The sequence below is a fragment of the Salinarimonas ramus genome, from assembly GCF_014645695.1.
Taxonomy (GTDB): domain Bacteria; phylum Pseudomonadota; class Alphaproteobacteria; order Rhizobiales; family Beijerinckiaceae; genus Salinarimonas; species Salinarimonas ramus.
This window is the reverse complement of record NZ_BMMF01000015.1, coordinates 87,510-111,253: the sequence shown is the minus strand read 5'-3', so window position 1 is coordinate 111,253 and position 23,744 is coordinate 87,510. Positions and strand designations below refer to the sequence as shown.

Below are 23,744 nucleotides of genomic sequence, written 5' to 3'. Positions count from 1 at the left end.
CGCTCCATGGCCTGCTCCGCCTTCGCGCCGTTGATCGACGGGCACGACCGTCGCGTGACTTACCTGCGCGTCTCCGTGACCGACCGCTGTGATCTTCGCTGCGTCTACTGCATGTCGGAGGCGATGACCTTCCTGCCGAAGCGCGAGCTGCTCTCGCTCGAAGAGCTCGACCGGCTGTGCTCGGCCTTCATAACACGCGGCGTGCGCAAGCTGCGCTTCACCGGTGGCGAGCCGCTGGTGCGGCGTGACCTGATCGACCTCATCGGCGGCCTTTCGCGTCATCTCGATGCGGGCGCTCTCGACGAAATCACGCTCACGACGAACGGCACGCTGCTGTCCCGCCACGCGAAGGCGCTCGCCGAACGGGGCGTGCGCCGTATCAACGTCTCTCTCGACACCCTCTGCCCTGACCGCTACCGAGCCATCACCCGCTGGGGCTCGCTCGACAAGATCCTCGCCGGCCTCGACGCCGCGCAGGCGGCGGGCCTCGCGGTGAAGCTCAACGCAGTGGCGCTGCAGGAGTCCGACGAGGGCGAGATCGAGCGGTTGATGCGATTCGCCCACGGGCGCGGCATGGACCTCACGCTGATCGAGGTGATGCCGCTCGGCGACGTCGGCGCGCACCGGGCGGACCAGTACCTCTCGCTCGAGACGGTGAAGGCGCGCCTCGGCCAGCGGTACACGCTGGAGCCGATCGCGCATCGCACCGGAGGGCCGGCGCGCTACGTGCGGGTGGCGGAGACCGGTGGTCGGCTCGGCTTCATCACGCCGCTGTCGCATAATTTCTGCGAGAGCTGCAACCGGGTGCGCGTCACCTGCACCGGCCAGCTCTACACTTGTCTCGGCCATGAGGGCGCCCACGACCTGCGCGCGGCCCTGCGCGGCTCGGAGGGCGACGAACGCCTCGACGCGGCGATGGACGCCGCAATCGCGAACAAGCCGAAGGGGCACGATTTCGTGGTCGAGCGAGGCAGCGCGCCGACGGTCGCGCGCCATATGAACGTCACCGGAGGCTGAGGATGCCGGACGTCACCAGCCTCCCGGCGCGCATCGGCATTCTCACGGTCTCCGACCGCGCCAGCGCGGGGATCTACAACGACGCGAGCGGGCCGGCGATCCGCGCGGCGCTGGAGGAGATGCTGGCGACGTCGTTCGAGGCGATCGCCCGGATCGTGCCGGACGGCGTGGACAGCGTGCGCGATGCCATCGTGGCGCTCGTCGACGAGGCCGGCTGCGACCTTGTCCTCACCACCGGCGGCACCGGCCCCGCGCCGCGCGACCTCACGCCGGAGGCGACGCAGGCCGCCTGCGAGAAGCTGCTCCCCGGCTTCGGCGAGCTGATGCGGGCGAGGAGCCTGGAGCGCGTGCCGACCGCGATCCTCTCGCGCCAAACGGCAGGCATCCGAGGGCGCGCGCTCGTGATCAACCTGCCCGGCAAGCCGTCCTCGATCCGCACGACGCTGCTCGCGGTGATGCCCGCCATCCCTTATTGCCTCGACCTGATCGGCGCGGCGCGTTTCGAGACGCGGCCCGAGGTCGTGGCGGCCTACCGGCCCGCCTGACGGCGGTCGCTCTCAGCCGAGCAGCCCTGCGAACGCGTGGAACGCCGCGGGCGTCCCGGGCGCGGCGTGCGCGACGTCGGCCGGGATCTCGGCGAAGCCGTCGGCGTCGACGAGGGGCTGGAGCCGGGCGGAGTTGGAGGACAGGAGCGCGAGGCGCACCATGCCGTTCTCGCGCAGCAGCCGCGCCGGGACGAACTCCGTCCTGCCCGGCTTGCGTGACAGAGGCTCGGCGAGCGGCACGGGTAGGCCTTGCGGGGGGCTCGGCGTCGAGCCGGCGAGGCGGGCGAGCATGGCCCGGCCGAGAAGCGAGAACACGACGAGCGCCGAGACGGGATTGCCCGGCAGCCCGAGGAAAGCCGCCGCGCCGATCCGCCCGACGAGCGCCGGCTTGCCGGGCTTGAGCGCCATCGCAAGCGGCTCGGCGTCGCCGCCGGCGAGGTGCGCCGCGCGGGCGGCATAATCCTCTTCGCCCACCGAGGCGCCACCGGAGGTAACAATCAGGTCGCACCGCTCAGCCAGCATGGACAGCCGTTGCGCCTGCTCCCGCGGATCGTCGCGGACGATCCCGGCGTCGACGGTCTCGCAGCCCGAGACCTCGAGCAGCGCGAGCAACATCGGGCGGTTGGCGTCGTAGATGGCAGCCGGTCCGAGCGGCGCGCCGGGCTCGGCGACCTCGTCACCGGTCGAGAGCACCGCGACCCGTGGCCGGCGGCGCGTCGCCACCATGGCGATCCCTTGCGCGGCGAGAAGCGCGATCAGCCGGGCGTCGACGCGCGCGCCTCCCTCGGCGAGGCGATCGCCGAGGGCGACGTCCTCTCCGGCCGGCCGGATATGGGCGCCTGCGTGCACCGGGCGCGCGAGCACGATCGCATTCCCGTCCTGGCGCACGTCCTCCTGCATGACGACGGCGTCCGCGCCCGGCGGGATCGGCGCGCCCGTGAAGATGCGAGCCACCTCTCCCTCCCTGAGGCGGGTGCCCCGCGCTCCGGCCGCGATGCGGCCGATGACAGGCAGCCGCTCGCCCGCCTCCAGGCCGGCGCCGGCGCGAACGGCGTAGCCGTCCACGGCCGAGCGGTCGAAGGCCGGGGACGACAGACGCGCCCGAACCGAATGGGCGAGGAAGCGCCCGGCGGCGGCGCCGAGCGGCAAGAAATCGACATCGGTGACCGGAGACGCCCAAGCGGCGGCACGCGCGAGCGCGGCGTCGATCGACAGCTTTGCGCTCGTCGGTCGGTCGCAGGCGCAGGCGTCGTTGGCGGGTGCGTCGAGAACGGCGAGCGGCGGCATCAGGTACTCTCCGGCTTTCAGCTGCACAGGCAAGCTCACCGGATCAGCCCTACATCACCCCACGTCGGCCCGAAATTCAGGCCCCTTCCCTAAGGATGGTCCCTGAGCCGGTCCGGGGGCGCGCGAGCGCCGCCTTGATCCCCTCGATGAGGGCGGCGTCCTCAAGCGGCTTCTCCAGCACGAGATCGATCCCCGCCGCGCGCGCACGCGCCATCAGCGCGGGATCGAGCTTCGATGCGATGAGGATCGCCGGCAGCTCCCGGTCGGTCTCGCGCATGCGCTCGACCAGCGTCACGCCGTCCATTCCCGGCATGCGGTAATCGACGACGAGGCAGCCGACGGTCGACGGGGCCGAGGTGAGAAGATGGTCTCCGCTCTCGTGCGCCTCGACCCGCAGCCCTTCGAGCCGGAGCGAGAATGTCAGCGCCCGCCTGACGGCGTCGTCATCGTCCACGACCACGACGAGTTCCCGCGCATGATCCATGGCCGGGCTCCCCACAGCGGCCGCTCTCGCCGTGAGAGCGCCCTCAGAGCTTCCATATGACCAAGAAAAACGGGGCACTCCATTCCGGGCCAACCCTTAAGGACCTATGCTTTTAGCCGATCATCGAGGGGCGACGTCGCAGACGAGCGCCATCCGGACCAGTTCCGAGAGGCTGCCCGCCTTCATCTTCGTCATGAGGTTGGCGCGATAGATCTCGACCGTGCGGTGGCTGATCTCGAGATCGTAGGCGATAACCTTGTTCGCCTTGCCCGCGATGAGCCCCTCAAGCACCTGCCGCTCCCGCTCCGAGAGCGTTCCGAGACGGGTTCTGATCTCGCCCGTCTCGGCCTCCTGTCGTGCGGCCGAGACGCTGCGCTCGAGAGCGCCGCGAACCGTCGAGAGGAGCCGCTCGTCGTCGAAGGGCTTCTCGACGAAATCGACGGCGCCCTGCTTCATCGCCTCGACCGCGAGAGGGACGTCGGCATGGCCTGTCATGATGACGACCGGCACGCACCAGCCGTTCGTCTTGATCCTCCGCAAGAGCGCAATGCCGTCGATCCCGGGCATGCGGATGTCGGACACGACACAGCCGGACGGGGTGGACGTCGTCTTCTGGAGGAACGCGTCGGCGGAGTCGTAGGCGCGCACGGCGAGCCCCTCGGACGCCAGCAGGAAGCACAGGGAGTCGCGCACGCCGGGATCGTCGTCGATCACGTGCACGATGGCGTCATTCGACATCGTTGAGTTCCTTTTCGTCCAAAGCGCGCAGGGTGAAACGGAAGGTCGTGCCCCGCCCGGGCACGCTCTCCGCGGAGATCTTGCCGCTGTGCGATTCGACAATGGTCCGGCAGATCGAGAGGCCCACTCCCATGCCGTGGGCCTTCGTGGTGATGAACGGTTGAAACAGCCGTTCAGCGATTTCTGGCGCGATGCCGGGTCCCGTATCGGACACGCGGATCTGGACGAGGCCCTCGTCTGGCAACGCCTGGGTCGAGACGACGAGCTCGCGGTGCGGGCCGTCCGCCATCGCCTCGATGGCGTTGCGGATGAGGTTGAGCAGGACCTGCTGGACCTGGATGCGGTCGACCAGCACGAGCTTGGCGCGCGGGTCGAACTCGTAGGCGACCCGCACCCCCTTCTCGCGCGCGCCGATGAGCGCGAGCGCGCTCGAGTCCTCGACAAGCTTGGGCAGGCTCTCGATGTGCCGCTCGCTTTCGCCGCGGGCCACGAACTCGCGCAGATGCCGGATGACTTGGCCGGCGCGCAACGCCTGGTTCGCCGCCTCGTCGACGGCTCCCGACAACATCGGGACCTGCGGACCTTCCATCTTCTCCAGGATGCGCCGGCAGCCCTTGAGGTAGTTGGCGATTGCGGTCAGCGGCTGGTTGATTTCATGGGCCAGCGTCGAGGCCATCTCGCCGAGCGCCGTGAAGCGCGACATGTGCACGAGCTCGGCTTGCAGCTCGGCGAGCCGCGTCTGCGCGCGCTGGCGATCGGAAACGTCGCGGATGAAGCCGGTGAAGCGGCGCTGACCGCCTTCGCGCATCTCGCCGATGGCGAGTTCCATGGGGAAGGTCGTGCCGTCCTTGCGCTGCCCGGTGACGACACGGCCCGTGCCGACGATTCGCCGCTCGCCTGTGTCGAGATAGCGCCGCATGTAGCCGTCGTGATGCTCCCGGTAGGGGCTGGGCATCAGCATGCGGACGTTCTCGCCGATCACCTCGGGCGGCTCGTAGCCGAAGAGCCGCACCGCGGTGGCGGAGAAGCTCTCGATCGTGCCGCGCTCGTCGGTGACGATCATCGCGTCGGGCACGGTCTCGAGGATCGAGGTGAGGTGCGCCTCGCGCCGCTCCAGCGCATCCTCGGCGGCGACGAGCTCGGTGATGTCGATCGTCGCCTTGGCGAAGCCGACGGGCGCGCCCTCGTCGTTGGTCAAGATGGTAATGGTGGTCTTCGCGACGAGGCGCGAACCGTCCTTGCGCTGCCGCGTGCCCTGCTCGACATAGCGGCCGGTCTCGCGGGCGATTGTGAGCTCTCGCTCCGGCTTGCCGTCGGCGACGTCCTCGGGCGGGTAGATGAGCGAGAAATGTTGGCCGATCACCTCCTCGGCCGTCCAGCCGGTGATGGCGCGCGCGCCGACGTTCCAGCTCGTGATGCGGCCTTCGGCGTCGAGGATGACGAGGGCGATGTCGGTGATGGCCGCTACCAGCCGGTCGGCGGCGAGGTGATGGGTGTTGTTGGTCTGCGCCATGCGCGAGGCCGGCTCCGTGTCCGAAACAATGAACGAAGCCGAGATGTAGGACGCCGCAACGCACGACGCCAGCCGCGTCGGCATCCGAAGAGGTTCGGTCATGACGCGCCCCACGAAAGCCACGCCGTCGGATCGACACCGATCAGGACGGCATGCCCCTGAAGCAGGAACCACACATAGAGCGCGGTCCCCGCGAGCGCCGCGACGGCCAGGCCGCCCGGCGCGGCACGCGGCGCGCCGCGCGCGGCAAGCGTATGCCAGCGCGCCTCGCCCAAGCGCCGACGCGCTCTCCGGTCGACGATCGGGATGCCGGCGACGGCGAAGGCGGCCATGCCGCCGAATAGGACAAGAGACACGACATCGCCGTTCGCCGGAATGTGGGATACCGCCCAGAACAGGAAGCCCCATAGCACCGGATGGCGTGTCAGGGCGACGATCGACCCCGGCTTCTCGCCGGCGCGCAATGAGATAGACAGCGGGTTCGGCTGCGTCAGGCCCGCCACCAGCAGCACGAAGGCGACGGGCATGGCCAGAAGCGGGACCCACGCCTGCCAGGGTGCCGGATCCCAGAGCGGCAAATAGGGAGCGCGCCGTGCGGCGTCGATCAGCCAGGCGAGCAGCGCAAGTGAGACCAGCGAATAGCCGACGAGGTAGCCGCGCAGGCCGGCCCGCGCGACGAGGTGATCCTTCAACCCGAGTCGCGCGGGAAGGCTGTGGGCGAGCAGGAAGACGACGAGGGCAGCGGTGAACTCGATCATGGCGGGTGGTGTAATCCTAGTGCAGAACCCATCCGGCTATGCGCGCGTCCCGTCGTTGTCCCAAAGCAAGCTCGACGTTATCTCGTTCAGCCCGCGCCTTCGGCGATGCGGGCGAGTGTCTCACGATCACGAAGCGCGATGCGCCGCCGCCCCCCCGCTACGATGCCGTCGCGCTCCCAGGCGCTCAGGATACGGCTCACGGTGTGGAGCGTCGAGCCCGTCATCTCGGCAACGTCCTGGCGTGAGAGCGGGAAGTCGATCTCGACACCGTCCGCGCCGGGGCGGCCGGAGCGCTCGGCGAGGCGCAGGAGCGCGTGCGCGATACGCTGCTCGACCGGTTCGGTTGCGAGCTCGACGACGCGTGTATGCGCATCCTGTAGCCGTCCGCCGACGGTTTGAAGCGCGTTCGCGGCGAAGGCCGGGTTGAGCGCGAGGAGACGAGGCCAGGCGGCGGTGGGCCAAGCGGCCACGACGCTCTCGACGATCGTGGTCGCGGTGGCGGGATAGCTCGTGCGGCCGACCGCCGGCGCGATGCCGAAGAGGTCGCCGGCGGAGACGAAGCGCACAACGACCTGCTGTCCGTCTGGCGTCAGCCTCGTGACCCGAAGGCGCCCCTCGAGCAGCACGAAGAAGGAATGGGCCTCTTCCTCCTGTGCGAAGACGGCGGCGTCCCTGCCGAAGCGGGCGATCCGCGCCGCGGCGAAAATCTCGTTAAGCGTCGGCCCCTCGACGCCTGCGAAGAGCGGCATGGCAGCCAGCCGGGCGCGTTCGATCGGCGTCATGGGCGTGCTCCGTTCGGCGGCGTGTCGCCGCGATGCGTCCCCGGTTTAGCACCGCCGGCGGTCGCGGGTCGAGAGACGCCCAGAACACGACAAGAGCCGATGCCGGCGGCTCATAAGCCGGCGCCTCTTATCGAGCGGCTTGGCATGAGAGCGCGTTCGCGGCATCAATGGACCAGACCAGGAGATTTTGTCATGAGCATCGATCCAAAGAAGCTGCCATCCGGTGCAGGCGACGTCGCCGCCGACTATCCGCAAGTCTGGGACGCCTACGCCGCGCTCGGCAAGGCGACCTCCGAGGCCGGCCCGATCGACGGGCGTACTGCCAGACTCGTCAAGCTCGCGCTCGCTATCGGCGCGCTCTCGGAGGGGGCGGTCCACTCCCACACGCGTCGGGCGCTGGAGGAGGGTATCGAGCCTACGGCCCTCAAGCAGGTGGCGCTGATGGCCATTCCGACGATGGGCTTTCCCCAGGGCGTTCGCGCGCTCACCTGGATCGAGGACATTACCGATCCGGACTGAGGACCGCGACCGAGGCGTCTTTCTCGGGACGCATGGGTCGCTTCGCAGCACGAGGCGGTACGAGACGCTTGCAATGCGCGGCTTCCGGATGAAGAGATATCGGGCGACGAACCGCCTGGGCGAGCATGCATCCCGACGAACTCCAGGAAATCCGCCATCTCCCTCTCTTTCGCGACATGATGCTGGCGAGCTTCGATGCGCTCATGCAGAGCGCCGGCACCAACAGTTGCGCCGCTGGCGACGGCTTGATCCAGCAGGGCGCGCCAGCGGACTACCTTCATGTCGTGATGGAAGGATCGGTTGAACTCTACGCTCGATGGGAAGGGCGCGAAACCACGATGGCGGTCATCGGTCCGGCGGGCACCTTCATTCTCGCAGCCTGCATCCGCGACGCGCCCTACCTCATGTCGGCGCGCGCCCTGGAGCACGTGCGCCTCGTTCGCCTTCCTGCATCGGATCTGCGGGCCATCTTCCGCCGCGATGCCGAGTTCGCGGTATCGGTTATACAAGAACTCGCAGGCGCTTACCGCGCCGTCGTTCGGCACGCCAAGGGCCTGAAGCTGCGCACGTCACGCGAGCGAATCGCCTCGTACCTGCTCCGGCAATCCCGCCAGGCCGGGGACTTGGATACCTTTGCCCTTCCTGTCGAGAAACGATTACTCGCGAGCTATCTCGGGATGACGCCCGAGAACCTGAGCCGCGCGCTCAAGTCGCTGGAGGATTACGGCCTGAAGCTCGACGGCTCGCGCGTCACGATCACCGACCGCGCAATGCTCGCGGCCCTGGCCAAGCCCGACTGGCTGATCGACGGCCCCGACCCCGATGGCGCGAGCAGAGGCGTCGGCCTCCCCCCTGTGGCCTCTTTAGACTGAGTACACCGTGCCGCGGTGCTTTCGCCCGACCATAGAGTGCGCGTGCCGATCGACGGGGCGCTGATAAGGAGGGGGGCGTCTCTCCGTCTTCAGGCGCTGTCTTTTTCTCAGCTTTCGCCCGCTCGAGACACGGCCTGCGCACCTCGCTCCGCCGCCGCCGCGACGTCGCGAAACAGGAACTCGAGTTCGCGGTAGACGCTGCCGTCCGGCTCGGCCAGGGGGAGCTCGTCGAGTTCCGCGAGGAGCTGCAGGAGCAGCGCGATGCGCTCGCGCTCGTCGCGCGCCGTGGCGAGCGCCTCCCGGCGTGCTCGGTTCTCCTCGAGCGCCGAGAAGCGATCGAGCGCGCTCTCCAGCCGAGCCTTGCACTCGCAGCTCAAATCGATGCTGGCGATGACGGCGCGCACCCGCTTGAGCGCGGAGCCGGGTGCTTCGGCCGAAAGAGCCCGGACGGGCAGGTCGACAACGGTCACCGGAGTCCTCCATCGGCCCGCGGTGTCGTCTCGGACCCACCTATACGATCCCACCGAATCGGACGGTTCGACCTTGTTCCAAGGCAACCTCACCGCATCATCGCGCGGATGTGCTCGCCCCTGCCGACGAGGTTGCGCTGGCGCAACGCGTCGAAGCCGCCGGCCCGGTAGAGTGCCGACGTTTAGGAGGAGCGCATCATGAGCGTGATGGTCGACATTCTCAGCTGGTGGACGGGCCGCGCGCGGGAAGGGTCCGTGCTTGCGATGGATACCACGGAGCGCGAGGCGCTCGCTCGGGATCTGGGCCTTGGCCGGGACGCTCTGGAACGGATCGCGGCAAGGGGGCCGCAGGCCGGCCGTGAGCTGCACCGGATGCTCGCAGCGCTCCGGCTCGACCCCGAGGCCGTGAAGGCGCGCGAGCCGGTCCTCATGCGCGACATGAGCGCCACCTGCTCGACCTGCCTGACCGTGCGCGCCTGCAGAAAGCATCTCGACCGCGGCGTCGCGCGCGCGGTCTACCAACACACCTGCCCCAACGCCGCCTCGCTCGCGATGCTCGAGGCGCAATCCTGGTGGGGCGCGACCGAGCGATAGCGTCCGGATGAGCGACAGCTCTCTCTGGACCTAGGCAGTTATCCCGACCGGGTTACTACTTTGGGAACGTATACGCCCTCTGCTCCGTTGTCTCGAAAGATCCCCCGCGCTCGGACCCGAGCGGCACTCGGCGAGGCTCAGGCCAGCCGATGCGACGGTCCGCGCCTCGAAGCATGCCGGGAGTGGGTGACGGGATGAGAGCAGCAAGCGAGCTTGCGGAATGACGGAGCCGGCTCCCGACCGCCCTCACGATGGCGCGTCTCGCGCACTCTGGGTCAGCACAGGGGCTTTCACCGCCTGCTTCGCGGTCTGGACGATCTTTTCCATCATCGGGCTCGGCATCAAGGACGAGCTGGGCCTGTCCGAGACGCAGTTCGGCCTTCTCATCGGCACGCCGATCCTGACCGGCTCGCTGTCGCGGCTCGTGCTGGGCGTCTGGTCCGATCAGTTCGGTGGACGGCGCCTGTTCGCCGGGGTCATGGTCCTCTCCGCCATCGCGACCTTCCTGACAGCTCAAGCGAGCACCTATCCCTTCCTTCTCCTCGCGGCGCTCGGCGTCGGCCTCGCAGGCGGCTCGTTCTCGGTGGGCGTCGCCTACGTCTCGCGGTTCTATCCGCAGGGGCAGCAGGGGACGGCGCTGGGAATCTTCGGCGCCGGCAACGTCGGCGCGGCGGTGACGAAGTTCGTGGCGCCGTTCGTGATGGTCGCCGTCGGATGGCAGGGCGTGGCGCAGATCTGGGCGGCGGCGCTGCTCGTCGTGGCGGTCCTGTTCCTCCTCTTCACGAAGGAGGACCCCCAGCAGCAGGCGCGAGCCGGCAAGCCGCGGGCGTCGGCCGGCGATCAGCTCGCGGTGCTGAGGAACATCCAGGTCTGGCGCTTTGGGCTGTACTACTTCTTCGTCTTCGGCGGCTTCGTCGCGCTCGCGCTCTGGCTGCCGCGATACCTCGTCGGCGTTTACGGCCTCGACATCAAGTCGGCCGGCATGCTCGCCGCCTTCTACTCGGTTCCAGCCAGCGTGTTTCGCGTCTACGGCGGCCGGCTGTCGGACCGGTACGGCGCGCGCTCGGTGCTGTACTGGACCTTCGGCGTGGCGGCTTTGTGCTGCTTCATGCTGTCCTATCCGCCCACCACCTACATGATCGAGGGCGTCAACCAGACGATCACCTTCCGCACCGCGATGGGTCTCGTTCCCTTCGTGGTCCTGATCTTCGTGCTCGGCTTCTTCATGAGCCTGGGCAAGGCCGCGGTCTACAAGCACATCCCGGCCTACTACCCCAACCACGTCGGCGCGGTGGGCGGCCTCGTCGGCATGATCGGCGGGCTCGGCGGCTTCGTGCTGCCGCTCGCCTTCGGCGTCCTGAACGATCTCACCGGCATCTGGACGAGCTCGTTCGCGCTCCTGTTCCTTCTCGTCGCGATCGCCTTCGTTTGGATGCACCTCGCGGTCCGGCGCATGGAGCGCCGCGCGGCCGTGGCGGGCTCGCTCGAAGCGCTCCCCGAGCTTCCCGAGCTGGAGGGCATGGGCGAGCCCGGAACCACGCATCCGCCGCGTCGCGCCGGCGTCCTCGCCGAGTGGAGGCCGGAGGACCAGCGCTTCTGGGAGGAGACCGGGCGCCCCGTCGCGCGCCGGAACCTCTGGATCTCGACCTACTGCCTCCTGCTCTCGTTCGCGGTGTGGATGGTCTGGAGCGTCGTCGTCGCCCGCCTGCCGGCGATCGGCTTCGACTTCACCACCGCTCAGCTGTTCTGGCTCGCGGCGGTCCCGGGGCTCTCGGGCGCGACCCTGCGCATCTTCTACGCCTTCCTGGTGCCGATCTTCGGCGGGCGGCTGTGGACCACCATCTCGACGGCATCCCTGCTCATCCCCGCCTTCGGCATCGGCTACGCGGTCCAGGACCCGCAGACGCCGTTCCTGATCTTCCTCGTGCTCGCGCTCCTGTGCGGCTTCGGCGGCGGCAACTTCGCCTCCTCGATGGCCAACATCAGCTTCTTCTTCCCGAAGCGCGAGAAGGGCAACGCGCTCGCCATCAATGCCGGCCTCGGCAATCTCGGCGTCAGCGTGATGCAAGGGCTCGTGCCGATCGCGATCACGGTGGGCCTCTTCGGCGCGTTGAGCGGCGCTCCACAGGTGACCGAGACCGGCGAGCAGCTGTGGATGCAGAACGCGGGCTTCGTCTGGATCCCGTTCATTCTGGTGGGCGTCGTCGCCGCCTGGTTCGGCATGAACGATATTATGAGCGCGCGCTCGTCCTTCGCCGATCAGGCCTCGATCTTCCGCCGGGCGCATACCTGGATCATGTGCTGGCTCTATACCGGCACCTTCGGGACGTTCATCGGCATGTCCGCGGGCTTTCCGCTGCTCGCCCGGTTGGTCTTCCCCGAGATGGACGTCCTGAACCTCGTTTTCCTCGGCCCCCTCGTCGGCGCGCTCTCTCGCGCTGGCACCGGCTGGATCGCCGACAGGCTCGGCGGCGCGCGCGTCACCTTCTGGGTCTTCATCGGGCAGATCCTCGCGATTTTGGGCATGATCTGGTTCCTCGAGGCGCACGCCTTCTGGGGCTTCTTCGGCATGGTGCTGGCGCTCTTCTTCATCAGCGGCGTCGGCAACGCGTCGACCTTCCAGATGATCCCGGGGATCATGCGCCGCGAGATGGAGCGCACCGCGGGCGATCTCACCGAGCCCGAGCGGCGCAAGCAGGCGGACCGGGAATCGGCCGCGATTATCGGCTTCACCTCGGCCATCGCCGCCTACGGCGCCTTCTACATCCCCAAGGCCTACGGCTCGTCGATCGACCTGACGGGCGAAGCCAACGCCGCCCTGTGGGGCTTCCTCGCCTTCTACGTCTCCTGCGCGGCGATCACGTGGGCCGTCTACAGCGGCCCGCGCGGCATCCTCCACGACCTCGAGCGGGGCCAGCCGCCCCGCGCCACCGAGACGACCTCGTCCTGAAATCCCCAAGGAGCGCTCAATGAGCCATTTTCTCGATCGCCTCACGTATTTCAGGAGAGAGACGGACACGTTCTCGGGCGGGCACGGGGTCACGACGCGCGAGAGCCGGGAGTGGGAGGACGCCTACCGCAAGCGCTGGGCCGCGGACAAGATCGTGCGTTCGACGCACGGCGTGAACTGCACCGGCTCGTGCTCGTGGAAGATCTACGTCAAGGGCGGGATCGTCACCTGGGAGACGCAGCAGACCGACTACCCGCGCACCCGGCCCGATCTCCCCAACCACGAGCCGCGGGGCTGCCCACGCGGGGCGAGCTACAGCTGGTATCTCTATTCGGGAACCCGGATCAAATATCCGCTCGTGCGCGAGCGCCTCGTGCGCCACTGGCGCAAGGCGCGCGAGACGATGGCCCCCGTCGCGGCCTGGCGCTCCATCGTGCAGGACACCGAGAAGCGGCGGGACTGGGTGTCGCGGCGCGGGCGGGGCGGCTTCGTCCGGGTCGGCTGGGACGAGGTCGACGAGATCATCGCGGCGGCGAACGCCTACACGATCCGCGAGTACGGCCCGGACCGCATCGCCGGCTTCTCGCCTATCCCAGCCATGTCGATGATCTCCTACGCGGCGGGCAGCCGCTATCTCTCGCTCATCGGCGGGGCGCTCTTGAGCTTTTACGACTGGTATTGCGACCTGCCGCCCTCCTCGCCGCAGACCTGGGGCGAGCAGACCGACGTTCCCGAGAGCGCCGACTGGTACAATGCCGGCTTCCTGCTGGTCTGGGGCTCGAACGTCCCGATGACGCGGGCGCCGGACGCGCACTTCTATTCGGAGGTGCGCTATCGCGGTGCCAAGAGCGTGGTGATCGCGCCGGACTTCAACGAGGCAGCGAAGTTCTCGGATCTCTGGCTTCATCCCAAGCAGGGCACCGACGCCGCCCTGGCGCTGGCCTTCGGCCACGTCGTGCTGCGCGAGTATCACCTCGACCGGACGGTTCCGTATTTCGCGGAATACGCCCGCCGCTACTCGGATTTCCCGCTCCTCGTGAAGCTCGTCGAGCGGGACGGCAAGATCGTCCCGGACAGGCTCCTGCGCGCGGCCGACCTGAAGGGCGCGCTCGGCGAGAAGGTCAACCCGGACTGGAAGCCCGTGGCCCTCGACGAGCTCTCGGGCGTGCTCGTCGCGCCGCACGGCTCCGCCGGCCATCGCTGGGGCGATCCGGGCAAGTGGAACCTCGAGGAGAAGGACGGCAGCGGCAAGGAGGTGCGCCTGCGCACGACGCTCGCGCCCGACCACGACGCCGTCGCCTCCGTCGCCTTCCCCTATTTCGGCTCCACCGCGCCGCACGATTTCGTCGCGACCGACCACGACCGTGTGCTGATGCGCAACGTGCCGGTCAAGCAAGTCGCGCTCGCTGACGGAACCACGGCGCAGGTCGCCACCGTCTTCGATCTCTACTGCGCCAATTACGGGCTCGACCGCGGCTTCGGCGGCGCCAACGTGGCTTCGAGCTACGACGACGACGTGCCCTTCACGCCAGCCTGGGCCGAGCGCGTGACGGGCGTGCCGCGCCAGGCCATCATCCAGGTCGCCCGCGAGTTCGCCCAGAACGCGGAGGACACCAACGGCCGATCCATGGTCATCCTCGGGGCGGGGCTGAACCACTGGTACCACATGGACATGAGCTACCGCGGCATCATCGCGCTGCTCGTGATGTGCGGCTGCGTGGGCCAGTCCGGAGGCGGCTGGGCGCACTACGTCGGCCAGGAGAAGCTGCGCCCGCAGACCGGCTGGCTGCCGCTCGCCTTCGCGCTTGACTGGTCGCGCCCGCCCCGGCAGATGAACGGCACGAGCTTCTGGTACGCGCACACCGACCAATGGCGCTACGAGTCGCTCCACGTCTCGGAGATTCTCTCCCCGATCGCGCCCGCGGGCGACTGGTCGGGCGCGATGATCGACTTCAACGTGCGCGCCGAGCGCATGGGCTGGCTTCCGTCCGCGCCGCAGCTTTCGACCAATCCCCTCGATCTCGGCAAGCGCCTCTCCGAGGAGGGCGCCAATCCCGGGGAGGCGGTCGCCGCGGGGCTGAAGGACGGCTCGCTCGCCTTCGCCAACACCGATCCGGACAACCCCCGCAATTGGCCGCGCAACATGTTCTTCTGGCGCTCGAACGTGCTCGGCGCGAGCGGCAAAGGGCACGAGTACTTCCTCAAGCACCTCGTCGGCTCGCTGCACGGCGTGGTCGGCACCGAGGACGCGGAGGGTCTCGTGCGTCCAGACGACGTCGTCTGGCGGGAGGAGGCGCCCGTCGGCAAGCTCGACCTGATGGTCAACATCGACTTCCGCATGTCGACGACGAGCGTCTACTCCGACATCGTGCTCCCCACTGCGACCTGGTACGAAAAGCACGACCTCAACACGTCCGACATGCACCCCTTCATCCATCCGCTCACGGCGGCGGTGGATCCGGTCTGGGGGGCGAAATCGGACTGGGCGATCTTCCGCGGCATCGCCAAGAAGTTCTCGGAGGTCGCCCCCGAGGTGCTCGGCGTCGAGCACGACGTGGTGCTCACGCCGATCCAGCACGACACCCCCGGCGAGCTCGCCCAGGCCTACGACCCGAAGGACTGGGCCAAGGGCGAGTGCGAGCCGATCCCCGGGAAGACGATGCCGTCGGTGGCGCTCGTCGAGCGCAACTATCCGGACGTCTTCGCCCGGTTCACCTCCCTCGGCCCGGCGCTGGAGAAGCTCGGCAACGGGGCGAAGGGGCTCAACTGGAACACCGAGCGCGAGGTGGCCAACCTCGGAGACCTCAACGGCCGGATCGCGACCGGTCCCACCGCCGGGCGGCCCAAGGTCGACACCGACATCGACGCCTGCGAGACGATCCTGATGCTCGCGCCGGAGACGAACGGCGAGGTGGCGGTGAAGGCCTGGGAGGCGCTCTCCAAGGCGACCGGGCGGGAGCATGCGCATCTCGCCGAGGGCAAGGAGGAGGAGAAGATCCGCTTCCGCGACGTGGTCTCGCAGCCGCGCAAGATCATCTCCTCGCCGATCTGGTCGGGCCTCGAGTCGGAGAAGGTCTGCTACAACGCCGGCTACACGAACGTCCACGAGCTGATCCCGTGGCGCACGCTGTCGGGCCGTCAGCAGCTCTACCAGGACCATCAGTGGATGCGGGCCTTCGGCGAGAGCTTCATCACCTGGCGCCCGCCGATCGACACACGGACCGTGCATCAGGTCCTGGGCAAGCTCCCCAACGGCAATACGGAGATCCTGCTCAACTTCCTCACGCCGCACCAGAAATGGGGCATCCACTCCACCTATGCCGAGAACCTGATCATGCTCAGCCTCAACCGCGGCGGGCCGGCGGTGTGGATCAGCGAGGACGACGCGAAGGTGGCGGGCATCGTCGACAACGACTGGATCGAGGCCTTCAACGTCAACGGCGCGCTCACCGCCCGCGCGATCGTCTCGCAACGCATCCGGCCCGGCTCCTGCATCATGTACCACGCGCAGGAGAAGCTGGTGAACACCGTGGGCTCCGAAGTCACCGGCCAGCGCGGCGGCATCCACAACTCGGTCACGCGCATCAACATGAAGCCGACGCACATGATCGGCGGCTACGCGCATCTCGCGTACGGCTTCAACTATTACGGGACGGTCGGCGCCAACCGCGACGAGTTCGTCGTGGTGCGGAAGATGAGCGCGATCAACTGGTTCGACAAGGCGGCCGACGACAGTGCGGACGTCCCCGGCGGAACCGCCGACTGGGGCACCGGCGCCCCCGGCGAGAAGGAGGCTGCCCGATGAGAGTGCGCGCTCAGATCGCAATGGTGCTGAACCTCGACAAGTGCATCGGCTGCCATACCTGCTCGATCACCTGCAAGAACGTCTGGACCAACCGCGAAGGCGTCGAGTACGTCTGGTTCAACAACGTCGAAACGAAGCCCGGCATCGGCTACCCGAAGGATTGGGAGAACCAGAAGCGCTGGCAGGGCGGCTGGGTCCGCAACAAGCGGGGCAAGATCGTCCCGCGCCAGGGCTCGAAATGGCGCATCCTCGCCAAGATCTTCGCCAATCCGCATCTGCCCGAGATCGACGACTTCTACGAGCCCTACACGTTCGAGTACGAGTGGCTGCAGAACGCCCCCGAGCTCCAGGCCCAGCCCTCCGCCAAGCCGCGCTCGCTGCTCACTGGCGAGGTCATCGAGAAGATCGAGTGGAGCGGCAATTGGGAGGACATGCTCGGCGGCGAGTTCGAAAAGCGCTCTCACGATTACAACTTCGAAGGCATCGAGAAGGAGATCTACGGAGAATTCGAGAAGACCTTCATGATGTATCTCCCGCGGCTGTGCGAGCACTGCCTCAACCCGTCCTGCCTGGCGTCCTGCCCCTCGGGAGCGATCTACAAGCGCGCCGAGGACGGGATCGTTTTGATCGACCAGGAGAAGTGCCGCGGCTGGCGCATGTGCGTCTCCGGCTGCCCGTACAAGAAGATCTACTACAACTGGTCTTCCGGCAAATCCGAGAAGTGCATCTTCTGCTACCCGCGCATCGAGACCGGCCAGCCCACCGTCTGCTCGGAGACCTGCGTCGGCCGCATCCGCTATCTCGGCGTGGTGCTCTACGACGCGGACCGGATCGAGGCGGCGGCGTCGGTCGAGGACCCGAAGGACCTCTACCCGGCGCAGCTCGGCATCTTCCTCGATCCGAACGACCCGCAGGTGTGCGAGCAGGCGCGCATCGACGGCGTGCCGGAGCAATGGCTCGAAGCCGCCGTGCGCTCGCCGGTCTACAAGATGGCGGTGGACTGGAAGATCGCCTTCCCGCTCCACCCGGAATACCGCACGCTGCCGATGGTCTGGTACGTGCCCCCGCTCTCGCCGATCCAGTCGGCGGCCGAGGCCGGCAAGATGTCGGCCAAGGACGGCATGCCGGATGTGGGTTCGCTGCGTATCCCCATGCGCTACCTCGCGAACCTCCTGACCGCGGGTGACGAGGAGCCCATCGTACGGGCGCTGGAGCGCATGCTTGCCATGCGGGCCTACATGCGCGCCCGCAGCGTTCAAGGGAAGGTCGAGCCGGCGATCGCCGAGCGCGTCGGCCTCACGCCCGAGATCATCGAGGAGATGTACCGGATCATGGCGCTCGCGGCCTACGAGGACCGCTACGTGATCCCCACCACCCACCGCGAGCTCGAGGAGGACGCCTACGCGCTGCGCGGCTCGACGGGCTTCGGGTTCCGGGAAGGAACCAACGGCTCGACGAAGACCAACCTCTTCGGCGGCGCGAAGCATACGCCGCGCAAGCCCTTCATGGATGTGCCGACATGAGAACGACCCTCCGCGCGCTCTCCGCGCTCCTCGCCTATCCCTCATCGGAGCTCCTGGCGCATGTCGGGGAGATCCGAACCGCGCTCGCGGCCGAGGGCGCGCTCGATCGAAAAGCGAGGGCGGCGCTCGAGCCGCTGCTCTCCACCCTCGAGACGCAGGATCTGCTCGCCGCCCAGGCCGCCTACAGCGAGCTGTTCGACCGCTCGCGTTCGCTGTCGCTCCACATCTTCGAGCACGTGCATGGGGACAGCCGCGAGCGCGGCCAGGCCATGATCGACCTCGGCGAGCACTATGCGAGCCATGGATCCCTGATGAGTTCCACAGAGCTTCCCGACTTCATCCCCGTCTTCCTGGAGTTCGCCTCCTGCCTGCCTCCGCGCGAGGCGCGCGCGTTCCTGGCCGAGCCGCTGCACGTCTTCGTCGCCCTCGCCGAGCGGCTCGAGTCGCGGGCCACGCCCTATGCCGCCGTGCTTCGGGCCGTCGTCGGGCTCGCCGCGGGGAAGGTCGACGCCGATGCGCTGGCCGGGCTCGAGGAGAGCGCCGCGTCGGACGATGCGGCTGACATCGACGCCGAATGGGAGGAGGCGCCCGTCACCTTCTCCACACCCCACGAGATGGGCGGACCCACCGGGATCGTCGCGAAGATCAGGTCGGGGCGCCGTCCCCCCTCCACCGCCGCGCGCGGCCACGAAGGAGAGCGCTCATGAACGCCTTCATCAACCAGCTCGCCTTCGGCTGGTACCCGTATCTGGCGGTGACCGTGCTCGTTTTCGGGAGCATTCTGCGGTTCGACAAGGACCAGTACAGCTGGCGCTCGCAGTCGAGCCAGTTCCTGCGGCGCCGTCAGCTGACGATCGGCTCGAACCTGATGCACATGGGCCTGCTCGTCCTGCTGGTGGGGCACTTCATCGGGCTCCTGACGCCGATCGGCGTCTTCGACGCCTTCGGGATCACGCACGGCTTCAAGCAGCTCGCCGCCCTCGTGGTGGGCGGGATCGCCGGCATTGCGGCGCTCGTCGGAACGTCGCTGCTGCTCCATCGCCGGTTGTTCGAGCCGCGCATCCGGCGCTCCTCGTCCTTCGGCGACATCGCGGTGCTGACCCTGCTGTGGCTGCAGCTCGTCGTCGGCGTCGCCACCACCTGGTGGACGATGCAGCATCTGTCCGGCGAGGAGATGGTCCTGTTCATGGGCTGGGCAAGCGGGCTCATGCGCTTCGATCCGACGGCGGCCACGCTGATCTCGGAGGTGGCGCTCGTCTACAAGCTGCACATCATCCTCGGGCTGACGCTGTTCCTGATCACGCCCTTCACCCGGCTCGTCCATATCTGGAGCGCCCCGATCTGGTTCCTGTTCAGGCCCGGCTACCAGATCGTGCGCCAGCTCTCCGCGCTGAAGCGTCCGCACTACGCGCCTTCCCACGGAGAGCCCGGAGCGGCGCCGACCTACGGCGGCCAGACGACGATGCGCAGCCAGGCCGAGAGTGGACAATAGCCATGGCCCATCGCATCGAGATCGACCATCGCGCAACGACGCGACGCCCGGCGCCGACGATGCCCGAGGCCTGCAGCAGCGGCGGCTGCGGCGGCGGGCCGGCGTCCGAGCCGCCGCCACCCCTCGACGTCGCGCCGGTGCGCGTCGAAGGGGTCGAGATCTCGCCGGAGGCCATCGCGCGCGAGATGCAGAACCATCCCGCGTCCGATCCGCAGACGGCCTGGGGCGAAGCGGCCCGCGCGCTGATCGTGCGCGCGCTGCTTCTCGGGGAGGCGAAACGTCTCGGCCTCGCGACCGAGGCGGACGACCACGAGCCCGAGGACGACGCCCTGATCCGCGCGCTCCTGGAAGCCCGCATCGAGGTGGTTCCCGTCGCGGGCGACGAAGAGCGGCGCTTCTACGACGAGAATGCGCACCGCTTCCGCACACCCGACCTGTTCGAGGTCTCGCACGTGCTGATCGAGCCGGACGGCGACGCCGACGCCGCCTCCGCCGAAGCGGAGGAGACCGTGCGCGCGCTCATCGCGGAGGTCGGGGACGACCCGGCCGCCTTCGCGGAGGCGGCGCGCGGCCTGTCGACCTGCCCCTCGGCGAAGCAGGACGGCTCGCTCGGGCAGGTGCGCCTGCGCGAGATCGCTCCCTCGCTCGCGGTCGTCGTCGAGAGCCTGAGCGAGGGCGAGACCCATCGCGAGCCGGTCCGGTCCCGCTTCGGCTGGCATGCGGTCCGGCTCCACCGCCGCATCGCGGGACGGGTGCTGCCGTTCGAAGCCGTTCGCGAGCGCATCGCCGACATGCTGGAAGCGCGCAGCTGGTCGCAGGCCGCGTCGGACTACGTAGCGGAACTCGTCGCGCGCGCGAACATCGAGGGCGTCCAGCTGTCCCGGATTCCCGCCGGCGCGGGGGACGCGCGATGATGCTGGGCGATCTCCTCGCCGCCGCCCGTCGGGCCGACGGCGAGCTCGCGGCGTGGCTCGCGCACAACGAGCCCGCACTCGCCGTGCGCGCCGAAGAGGCGGCGCGCGCCGCCGGCGAGACGCTCGCCGGCTTCGCCCGCGCCTCCTTCACCGCGTTCGAGCGCCATGCGCGCGAGGAGGAATGGGCTTCCATGACCTCGGGGCTGCGTCGAACGGACGATCCGGGCCTCGCCTGCCTCGCCGACATCATCGCCTGGCGGCTCGCCGCGGACGAGACGGCCACGACGACCACCGACCAGGAGGCCCGATCATGAGCTCTGATCCGAAGAACACGGGAGACCTGCCGACGGACCCGGGAGGCCGCCCGCAGAACGATCCCGGGCTCAACCCCGCCCTGAAGCGGCGCACGGACGAGACCCACGACACGACTCGGCGCACCCCCGGGCCGGCGGAGTCGGCCTCGGTCCAGCGCGAGGAGGGCCGCTGGTGGCCATACGTCTGGGCCGCGGTAGTGATCGGGGGCATCCTGATCACGATTTGGCTTCTCCTTTGAGCACGAGCCGGGAGGGAGATGGCTGGTGATAGGCATCGGAGAAATCGTCTGGGCGCTGATGGCCCTCGCGCTGGTGGCGCTGATCGTCGTCGCCGTCGGCTTCGTGGGCAAGCGGCGTGGCGGGCCGGGGCAAGGGCAGGCGATCGCGGGGCTCGTCCTGGTCGCGATCCTCGCGGTCGCCTTCGCCTTCTGGAGCTGGCGCCTCTATCAGGTGAGGCCCGTCGCGCCGGTGACGACCGCGCCCGCGGGCGCGCTTGAGAATGCGCCGGCCACGCGATGAGCCGCCGCCCCTGAACCGTCGCACCTTGCGCTGGCGCAACGCCCGCCGCGGGCGGTCCTACCAACCTACCTCTCGACGGTGTCGCTGCCAGGGAGCGTATCGATGGAGCGGAAGCTGACGCTGGCCCTCGCCGGGCTCGTCGTCGTCAAGTGGACGGCGTATCTCGTCTTGTCGGGCGGTGTCCTGTGATCGCGGCGCGACCGCTGCGGCCGCGGGTCCGCCGCGTCCTGAAGCACAACGCCTTGTTCGACGCCATGTGCGCGTCGGTAGGCCTCCGGCCCGAGCACGGCCTCGTCCCGGATGGCGGTCGCGCCTTCGCAGAGGCGCGCACGGCCTGCCTGCTGTGCCCGGCGGCGGGCGCGTGCGAGGCCTGGCTCGCCCGGCGCGACGGGGCGACGGAGCCTGGCGCGGCGCCGCCCTTCTGCCCGAACCGAGCCTTCTTCGCGCGTGCCGCCGCGCGCGGACCTGCAGACAGGCCGGAAGGGGAGTACTCGCCGGTCAGTGGGCGCGGCTGATCGACAGTCGATTGCCCGTCCGATCGAACACCGCGTAGCGGGACACGTCGCCGCTGCGCATGAGATCGTCGGCCATCTTCTTCAGGTGGGGCTCGGCGGCCGCGCTCGATGGGACATTGCCCGTCGGATCGGTGAGGACGGCGGCCATGATCAAGTCCCACGGCAACCCGACGAGGTCGGCCTGACGGACCACGGCATCGAGGTCGACTCCCGCCTCCACCACGACGTCGTTGGCGAGAACCGGCGTGAGGCTGCCGCTGCCGCTCGTCTGTGCGTCGGTCTCAGACCTTAGGAGCACGAGGAGGAGCCGCGCCCCCCCGCTCTCGCCGAGTGCCGTCTCGATCAGCGCGTCGAAGTCGTTCGAAGCCATGGAGCATCTCTCATCGTGCGGCCGGCGAGAGCGTCTCGCCGGCTGGATTGTCGACATCTTGCACGTGTCAGGACCCATGATCCTCGTCATCTCCGTGCGGATCCTTCTGATCCGCCGGAGGGGCCTCTGGCACGCCGCTCGGCCCGGCGTCGTCCGGCGCCGGCTTGCCGGGGTCCTCCGGCCGTTTCGGCGAGCCCGCCGGCAGGGGCCGAGCCCCGGGGCCGGGCGTTTCGTCGAGCGGATTCGGCGGTCGTTCCGGATCACTCACCTAGTTTCTCCTTCTTGGGCTCGCTGGCCGTACGCCGTCAATCTGGCGAATAGTGCCGCCCGCTGCCATTCCGGGCGGTTCCTGAGGTGTGCGTGCGCGTGACGGCGAACAGCACTCGTCGCGGTTCGGCCTCAGGCGACGAGGCTGCGCTCCAGGGCGAGGTGGGCGCGCAGGTCGTCGGCGAGCTTGGCGCCCCCGAGATAGAGCGCCTGCCAGGAGCGGCAGGCTCCCGGAGGCGGAGCGAAACCGTCGGTCAAGTGCTCGAGGTCGTGCAGCGCGCGCTCTACCGCCGCATGTTCCGCGGTAATCTCCTCCTGGCGGGACGAATCTCCCGCGGACAAGGCCGGGAACAGCGTTGTCTCCTCCAGCTCCATCTGATCGGCGAGGGTGGCGACGAGATCCTCGAGCGTGTCGGCGAGGCCGTGCGGCGCCTGCTCGTGATCGCCGTGGACCCGCTCGACCTTTCGGGCGAGCCGGATCAGCTCGGGCAGCTCGCGGCGGTGAGCCGCATGGAAGCGCTCGGCGACGTGCTGCGCGATGCGGCCCTTGTCGGCCGGATCGGCCGCAGGGATGACGGCGTCGAGAGCGGACAGCTCGGCGAGCAGCGTCTCGAGCGGGATCCCGCGCTCGGCGGCCGCCTGCGCCAGGGGCGCTTCGCCGCCGCAGCAGAAGGACAGCTTGAACTTGCGGAAGATTGCGGTCGCGCCGGGAACGCTCGTCGCGATCTCGCCGACGCTGCGCTCGGCCAGGGTGAGGGTCTGTGTCTCTGCGAGGGTGGTCATGGCTGCCCTTTCAAGGCTGGGCTGATGGCGCGCCGAGGGGAAGGCACGCGTCCGTCTCCTCGATGGCCGGTTGGAATTCGACGCGCCAATGATCGGCTGCGAGCGCCTGCGAATTGGCCGAGTAGCCGCGTCCTTCGAACAGCCGCACGAGCGGCTTGGGCTCGAACGAGGCCTCGACCGCGAAGGACGATCCCGGCGCGAGCTCCTCGACGAAGTCGAGTATCGACGGCAGCGGCTCGAAGCCGGCCGCAAGCATCGGGCGCGCGTCGAAGACGGCTGCGACCGGCGTCGGTCGGGACTGGCGGGAGAGCGTGCGCTCCGACACGCTCTCGGCGTCCGGCAGGACGGATGCGAGCGGAACGCCGCCCATCCGCGCGATGTCGGCGAGCGTCAGCCGGCCGGCCGTGTCCTCGCGCATGACGACCTTGGCGAGGCGCTGGAACGCGGAGCCCGCCGCGACGAAACGATCGTAGATCCGCTCGTCGGTTTCGAGCGCCTCCGCGAGGCTGGTGCAATCTGTCAATGTCGCCATGGTCGGGTGCTCCCTTCATCCCGACCATTGCCCGACGACGGCGTCGGGGACGTTGCCGGAGCGCAAAGAGAGCAGGGGCGATCTCCACTTCCGTGCGGGCGCCTCCGATCGAGCATCGTCCCCCTTGACTTGGTGCGAGCCGCAATTAGTTAGTGACTAGACGCTAACTTAGAGAGCACGA

Annotated in this window: 25 protein-coding genes; 15 read left to right on the top strand and 10 right to left on the bottom strand. The window is 68.8% G+C overall.

Going from position 1 to position 23,744, the window contains the following annotated elements; genetic code table 11:
* Nucleotides 1-6: 6 nt before the first annotated feature.
* Together moaA and mog are read left to right on the top strand one after the other, a co-directional pair.
* Nucleotides 7-1,017 (top strand): GTP 3',8-cyclase MoaA, encoded by a 1,011-nt coding sequence (moaA, locus tag IEX89_RS21480; RefSeq protein WP_188915332.1) that lies wholly within the window; start codon nucleotides 7-9, stop codon nucleotides 1,015-1,017.
* Between the two features lie 2 nt (nucleotides 1,018-1,019).
* Nucleotides 1,020-1,562: a molybdopterin adenylyltransferase gene (gene mog / locus IEX89_RS21475; protein WP_188915331.1), complete on the top strand. Its 543-nt coding sequence runs from the start codon at nucleotides 1,020-1,022 to the stop codon at nucleotides 1,560-1,562.
* A 12-nt stretch (nucleotides 1,563-1,574) separates the two neighbouring features.
* Here the strand turns inward: mog and IEX89_RS21470 are convergent, their stop codons facing one another.
* The 6 genes from IEX89_RS21470 to IEX89_RS21445 all read right to left on the bottom strand — a co-directional run bounded on the left by IEX89_RS21470 (nucleotide 1,575) and on the right by IEX89_RS21445 (nucleotide 7,124).
* Nucleotides 1,575-2,849 (bottom strand): molybdopterin molybdotransferase MoeA, encoded by a 1,275-nt coding sequence (locus IEX89_RS21470; RefSeq protein ID WP_188915330.1) that lies wholly within the window; start codon nucleotides 2,847-2,849, stop codon nucleotides 1,575-1,577.
* Nucleotides 2,850-2,925: 76 nt separating this feature from the next.
* The gene (locus IEX89_RS21465) at nucleotides 2,926-3,333 is read right to left on the bottom strand and encodes a response regulator (protein ID WP_188915329.1); all 408 of its coding nucleotides are present in this window, start codon (nucleotides 3,331-3,333) and stop codon (nucleotides 2,926-2,928) included.
* 120 nt (nucleotides 3,334-3,453) lie between these two features.
* Entirely contained in the window at nucleotides 3,454-4,071 is a 618-nt protein-coding gene (fixJ, locus tag IEX89_RS21460) for a response regulator FixJ (protein ID WP_188915328.1), read from the bottom strand.
* A complete protein-coding gene (locus tag IEX89_RS21455; RefSeq protein WP_188915327.1) occupies nucleotides 4,061-5,584 on the bottom strand; it encodes a PAS domain-containing sensor histidine kinase in 1,524 nt (507 codons plus the stop codon). The genes fixJ and IEX89_RS21455 overlap by 11 nt, the downstream gene beginning before the upstream one ends.
* 98 nt (nucleotides 5,585-5,682) lie before the next feature.
* On the bottom strand, nucleotides 5,683-6,342 hold the full coding sequence (locus IEX89_RS21450) for an NnrU family protein (protein WP_188915326.1): 660 nt from the start codon (nucleotides 6,340-6,342) through the stop codon (nucleotides 5,683-5,685).
* 86 nt (nucleotides 6,343-6,428) lie between these two features.
* Nucleotides 6,429-7,124: a Crp/Fnr family transcriptional regulator gene (locus IEX89_RS21445; RefSeq protein ID WP_188915325.1), complete on the bottom strand. Its 696-nt coding sequence runs from the start codon at nucleotides 7,122-7,124 to the stop codon at nucleotides 6,429-6,431.
* A 192-nt stretch (nucleotides 7,125-7,316) separates the two neighbouring features.
* On the opposite strand from IEX89_RS21445, the gene IEX89_RS21440 reads away from it, so the two are divergent.
* Together IEX89_RS21440 and IEX89_RS21435 are read left to right on the top strand one after the other, a co-directional pair.
* Nucleotides 7,317-7,643, top strand: coding sequence for a carboxymuconolactone decarboxylase family protein (locus IEX89_RS21440; protein WP_188915324.1), 327 nt, complete (start codon nucleotides 7,317-7,319; stop codon nucleotides 7,641-7,643).
* Nucleotides 7,644-7,768: 125 nt separating this feature from the next.
* Nucleotides 7,769-8,515 (top strand): cyclic nucleotide-binding domain-containing protein, encoded by a 747-nt coding sequence (locus tag IEX89_RS21435; RefSeq protein WP_188915323.1) that lies wholly within the window; start codon nucleotides 7,769-7,771, stop codon nucleotides 8,513-8,515.
* 107 nt (nucleotides 8,516-8,622) lie between these two features.
* Here the strand turns inward: IEX89_RS21435 and IEX89_RS21430 are convergent, their stop codons facing one another.
* Nucleotides 8,623-8,985, bottom strand: coding sequence for a hypothetical protein (locus IEX89_RS21430; protein WP_188915322.1), 363 nt, complete (start codon nucleotides 8,983-8,985; stop codon nucleotides 8,623-8,625).
* 198 nt (nucleotides 8,986-9,183) lie between these two features.
* Between IEX89_RS21430 and IEX89_RS21425 the strand changes: the two genes are divergently transcribed.
* From IEX89_RS21425 to IEX89_RS24815, 11 genes are all read left to right on the top strand, one after another.
* Nucleotides 9,184-9,579 carry a hypothetical protein gene (locus IEX89_RS21425; protein WP_188915321.1) on the top strand — a complete coding sequence of 132 codons (396 nt, stop codon included), beginning with the start codon at nucleotides 9,184-9,186 and terminating at the stop codon, nucleotides 9,577-9,579.
* A gap of 220 nt (nucleotides 9,580-9,799) precedes the next feature.
* The gene (locus tag IEX89_RS21420) at nucleotides 9,800-12,529 is read left to right on the top strand and encodes a nitrate/nitrite transporter (protein WP_188915320.1); all 2,730 of its coding nucleotides are present in this window, start codon (nucleotides 9,800-9,802) and stop codon (nucleotides 12,527-12,529) included.
* A gap of 19 nt (nucleotides 12,530-12,548) precedes the next feature.
* Nucleotides 12,549-16,334, top strand: a complete 3,786-nt coding sequence (locus tag IEX89_RS21415; protein ID WP_188915319.1) for a nitrate reductase subunit alpha — start codon at nucleotides 12,549-12,551, stop codon at nucleotides 16,332-16,334.
* On the top strand, nucleotides 16,331-17,857 hold the full coding sequence (gene narH, locus IEX89_RS21410) for a nitrate reductase subunit beta (protein WP_188915318.1): 1,527 nt from the start codon (nucleotides 16,331-16,333) through the stop codon (nucleotides 17,855-17,857). The genes IEX89_RS21415 and narH overlap by 4 nt, the downstream gene beginning before the upstream one ends.
* Entirely contained in the window at nucleotides 17,854-18,564 is a 711-nt protein-coding gene (gene narJ / locus IEX89_RS21405; RefSeq protein WP_188915317.1) for a nitrate reductase molybdenum cofactor assembly chaperone, read from the top strand. Before narH ends, narJ begins: the two co-directional genes overlap by 4 nt.
* A complete protein-coding gene (narI, locus tag IEX89_RS21400) occupies nucleotides 18,561-19,349 on the top strand; it encodes a respiratory nitrate reductase subunit gamma (protein ID WP_188915316.1) in 789 nt (262 codons plus the stop codon). Before narJ ends, narI begins: the two co-directional genes overlap by 4 nt.
* Nucleotides 19,350-19,351: 2 nt before the next feature.
* Nucleotides 19,352-20,263: a peptidylprolyl isomerase gene (locus tag IEX89_RS21395; protein WP_188915315.1), complete on the top strand. Its 912-nt coding sequence runs from the start codon at nucleotides 19,352-19,354 to the stop codon at nucleotides 20,261-20,263.
* Nucleotides 20,260-20,577 (top strand): hypothetical protein, encoded by a 318-nt coding sequence (locus IEX89_RS21390; RefSeq protein WP_188915314.1) that lies wholly within the window; start codon nucleotides 20,260-20,262, stop codon nucleotides 20,575-20,577. Before IEX89_RS21395 ends, IEX89_RS21390 begins: the two co-directional genes overlap by 4 nt.
* Nucleotides 20,574-20,816: a hypothetical protein gene (locus tag IEX89_RS21385; protein WP_188915313.1), complete on the top strand. Its 243-nt coding sequence runs from the start codon at nucleotides 20,574-20,576 to the stop codon at nucleotides 20,814-20,816. The genes IEX89_RS21390 and IEX89_RS21385 overlap by 4 nt, the downstream gene beginning before the upstream one ends.
* Before the next feature lie 25 nt (nucleotides 20,817-20,841).
* The gene (locus tag IEX89_RS21380) at nucleotides 20,842-21,096 is read left to right on the top strand and encodes a hypothetical protein (protein ID WP_188915312.1); all 255 of its coding nucleotides are present in this window, start codon (nucleotides 20,842-20,844) and stop codon (nucleotides 21,094-21,096) included.
* Nucleotides 21,097-21,245: 149 nt separating this feature from the next.
* Entirely contained in the window at nucleotides 21,246-21,611 is a 366-nt protein-coding gene (locus IEX89_RS24815; RefSeq protein WP_373290621.1) for a DUF6455 family protein, read from the top strand.
* Here IEX89_RS24815 and IEX89_RS21375 read toward each other — a convergent pair.
* From IEX89_RS21375 to IEX89_RS21365, 3 genes are all read right to left on the bottom strand, one after another.
* Nucleotides 21,595-21,981, bottom strand: a complete 387-nt coding sequence (locus IEX89_RS21375) for a hypothetical protein (protein ID WP_188915311.1) — start codon at nucleotides 21,979-21,981, stop codon at nucleotides 21,595-21,597. The two genes, IEX89_RS24815 and IEX89_RS21375, sit on opposite strands and share 17 nt — an antisense overlap.
* A 399-nt stretch (nucleotides 21,982-22,380) precedes the next feature.
* Entirely contained in the window at nucleotides 22,381-23,031 is a 651-nt protein-coding gene (locus IEX89_RS21370; RefSeq protein WP_188915310.1) for a DUF542 domain-containing protein, read from the bottom strand.
* A 10-nt stretch (nucleotides 23,032-23,041) separates the two neighbouring features.
* Nucleotides 23,042-23,563: a DUF2249 domain-containing protein gene (locus IEX89_RS21365; RefSeq protein WP_188915309.1), complete on the bottom strand. Its 522-nt coding sequence runs from the start codon at nucleotides 23,561-23,563 to the stop codon at nucleotides 23,042-23,044.
* Between the last annotated feature and the right edge of the window lie 181 nt (nucleotides 23,564-23,744).

Bases quoted from the DNA above. Each gene is read 5' to 3' on its own strand.
- moaA (WP_188915332.1), top strand. From the start codon at position 7: ATGGCCTGCTCCGCCTTCGCGCCGTTGATCGACGGGCACGACCGTCGC.
- mog (WP_188915331.1), top strand. From the start codon at position 1,020: ATGCCGGACGTCACCAGCCTCCCGGCGCGCATCGGCATTCTCACGGTC.
- IEX89_RS21470 (WP_188915330.1), bottom strand. From the start codon at position 2,849: ATGCCGCCGCTCGCCGTTCTCGACGCACCCGCCAACGACGCCTGCGCC.
- IEX89_RS21465 (WP_188915329.1), bottom strand. From the start codon at position 3,333: ATGGATCATGCGCGGGAACTCGTCGTGGTCGTGGACGATGACGACGCC.
- fixJ (WP_188915328.1), bottom strand. From the start codon at position 4,071: ATGTCGAATGACGCCATCGTGCACGTGATCGACGACGATCCCGGCGTG.
- IEX89_RS21455 (WP_188915327.1), bottom strand. From the start codon at position 5,584: ATGGCGCAGACCAACAACACCCATCACCTCGCCGCCGACCGGCTGGTA.
- IEX89_RS21450 (WP_188915326.1), bottom strand. From the start codon at position 6,342: ATGATCGAGTTCACCGCTGCCCTCGTCGTCTTCCTGCTCGCCCACAGC.
- IEX89_RS21445 (WP_188915325.1), bottom strand. From the start codon at position 7,124: ATGACGCCGATCGAACGCGCCCGGCTGGCTGCCATGCCGCTCTTCGCA.
- IEX89_RS21440 (WP_188915324.1), top strand. From the start codon at position 7,317: ATGAGCATCGATCCAAAGAAGCTGCCATCCGGTGCAGGCGACGTCGCC.
- IEX89_RS21435 (WP_188915323.1), top strand. From the start codon at position 7,769: ATGCATCCCGACGAACTCCAGGAAATCCGCCATCTCCCTCTCTTTCGC.
- IEX89_RS21425 (WP_188915321.1), top strand. From the start codon at position 9,184: ATGAGCGTGATGGTCGACATTCTCAGCTGGTGGACGGGCCGCGCGCGG.
- IEX89_RS21420 (WP_188915320.1), top strand. From the start codon at position 9,800: ATGACGGAGCCGGCTCCCGACCGCCCTCACGATGGCGCGTCTCGCGCA.
- IEX89_RS21415 (WP_188915319.1), top strand. From the start codon at position 12,549: ATGAGCCATTTTCTCGATCGCCTCACGTATTTCAGGAGAGAGACGGAC.
- narH (WP_188915318.1), top strand. From the start codon at position 16,331: ATGAGAGTGCGCGCTCAGATCGCAATGGTGCTGAACCTCGACAAGTGC.
- narJ (WP_188915317.1), top strand. From the start codon at position 17,854: ATGAGAACGACCCTCCGCGCGCTCTCCGCGCTCCTCGCCTATCCCTCA.
- narI (WP_188915316.1), top strand. From the start codon at position 18,561: ATGAACGCCTTCATCAACCAGCTCGCCTTCGGCTGGTACCCGTATCTG.
- IEX89_RS21395 (WP_188915315.1), top strand. From the start codon at position 19,352: ATGGCCCATCGCATCGAGATCGACCATCGCGCAACGACGCGACGCCCG.
- IEX89_RS21390 (WP_188915314.1), top strand. From the start codon at position 20,260: ATGATGCTGGGCGATCTCCTCGCCGCCGCCCGTCGGGCCGACGGCGAG.
- IEX89_RS21385 (WP_188915313.1), top strand. From the start codon at position 20,574: ATGAGCTCTGATCCGAAGAACACGGGAGACCTGCCGACGGACCCGGGA.
- IEX89_RS21375 (WP_188915311.1), bottom strand. From the start codon at position 21,981: ATGGCTTCGAACGACTTCGACGCGCTGATCGAGACGGCACTCGGCGAG.
- IEX89_RS21370 (WP_188915310.1), bottom strand. From the start codon at position 23,031: ATGACCACCCTCGCAGAGACACAGACCCTCACCCTGGCCGAGCGCAGC.
- IEX89_RS21365 (WP_188915309.1), bottom strand. From the start codon at position 23,563: ATGGCGACATTGACAGATTGCACCAGCCTCGCGGAGGCGCTCGAAACC.